This is a genomic window from Gammaproteobacteria bacterium (genome assembly GCA_003696665.1).
Classification (GTDB): domain Bacteria; phylum Pseudomonadota; class Gammaproteobacteria; order Enterobacterales.
The window spans coordinates 1-1,797 of record RFGJ01000485.1; the positions used below are offsets into that span (position 1 = coordinate 1).

General features: G+C 56.4%; 2 protein-coding genes. Both read left to right on the forward strand.

Annotation, left to right across the window (positions count from 1 at the left end):
- The first annotated feature begins 402 nt into the window (after window positions 1–402).
- Window positions 403–630: a hypothetical protein gene (locus D6694_11785; protein ID RMH38834.1), complete on the forward strand. Its 228-nt coding sequence runs from the start codon at window positions 403–405 to the stop codon at window positions 628–630.
- A gap of 25 nt (window positions 631–655) precedes the next feature.
- Complete coding sequence (locus D6694_11790; GenBank protein RMH38835.1) at window positions 656–1,651, forward strand: ATP-binding protein; 996 nt, start codon at window positions 656–658, stop codon at window positions 1,649–1,651.
- Window positions 1,652–1,797 lie beyond the last annotated feature (146 nt).

Below are 1,797 nucleotides of genomic sequence, written 5' to 3' on the forward strand. Positions count from 1 at the left end.
CGGCTTCGCCGCGGTGAGGCGGCGGCAAAATTGGCAACCAGGGCACAGGTTCGCCGTGGTGAGACCGCTAACACGCCGCACCGCTGAAACTCACGTTGGGCGTGTGCAGGGGCTTTTGTACGGCACGTTGACAGGATGAAACGTTTGCGCCGAGTGGGCGCGTCCCCGGCGAAGGCATAAAGCCTGTGCCCGCCGTGCGGGTTTGCCTGGGGCGGGGTGTCCGGGCTGCGGGGTGTCTCGTCCGTGGCCGTGTGCCCGGTTGTGCGCGCCCGCTGTACGGGGATGGCGTCTCGCCCGCGGCGCGGGTTTGCCCGCCTGCGTCGTAGCGAGTGAAGGTTGTTCTGCCCGCCGTTGTTTCGTTGGTGTTGGCGGGTGTCCCCGGTCGGGGTTGCGTGCCAGCAGGTGGGGGCGGGCTTCTCGCAGGGTATTCCCGCGCCGTGCGCCTGGAGTGGGGTGTCGCCCGCCGTGGCGCGTGGTGCGGTTCCGGTCGCAGGGCTGCGGTGGTGGGTTTTGGCCGTGGCTACGGGCTGGCAGGTGTCCATCCGTGCCGTGGTTGCTCTCTGGGGCGCGCCGTTTGCCCGCCGTGGTCTTGTGGGCGCGGCGTCCGGTGGGGCATTCGGAGGGGCGTAGGGTTGGTCGGCACGCCCAACAATGCGTGCAGCGGACAGCGGCTACGCCGCCCGCGAATCGGGGCGCGAATTGCAAAATTTCATGCTACAATGGCAATAGTGGTTTTGCAGACGACGCCGCTGCCGCTAACGCTCACGTTGGGCGCTATCCGCAGGGTGAGGTCTTTCCGATGGACTACATTAAACTGATACAACAGGGCGAAAGCGAAACTGTTGAATTCAAGAAGGAGTTCCCTTCAAGTGCTAGTGACATTGCCAAAGAAGTTGCCGCCTTTGCGAATAACAAAGGCGGATTGCTTTTCATAGGGGTTGGCGACCAGGGAAATATTGTTGGCATAGAACAGCCGGATAAAGTTATTCAACGGATTGTTGGTGTTGTTCGTCAATGCGATCCACCCTTGCAACCTCAGATCAAGATAGAATATTTTGAAAGTAAGTCAATTGTAGTAGTTCAAGTATCAAAGCATAACGTGCCTGTTGCGGTGGATGGCAAATTCTATATTCGGGTTGGCACAAGTGCAGTAGCTGCCACTTCAAGAGACTTGACTAAATTGCTTGTTCGGAATTTGTTGGATCAAATTAATGTTCTCGATATACTCGACGAGCCTTTCGCTGGTTTCTCACCTGAAAACTTGGCAATCGCCTCATCTTCTTCGAACGAAGGGAGCGGTCATAGAGAAGAAGATGCTGAAGCCGAAAGGGTAAAACTGTATGAGAATTTTCAGGGAGTGTTTCTAGTGCATAGGTGGCGACCGTCAACATTGCCAGGGCAAAAGGCTGATATTGTAATTAGTCTTGTACAACACAACCAAGGTCCGCTAACCGCAAGACAGGTTGCGAGCGTGGATTACTTCCTTGGCCCGAAGTTCCCTGGTAGCTCGTATCACAAGGACAATTACGAAGACGATTTTGCTTTACGGGTGTCGGCATATGCTCCGATGTTATGTTTGGCAAAAGTAAACTTGTTGAGCGGAGAAGTAATAACTTTGTATAGATACTGTGACTTTCCTGCTGATTTATAGCGCCCAACACGCGCTTGCACCTGACGCCGCTCCGCTGCGCTTCGCGGCGCAGGTGAAGCGCAGGCCGTTGGGCGTGTGCAGGGGCTTTTTGTACGGCACATTGACAGGATGAAACGTTTGCGCCGGTTGGGTGCGTCCCCGGCGAA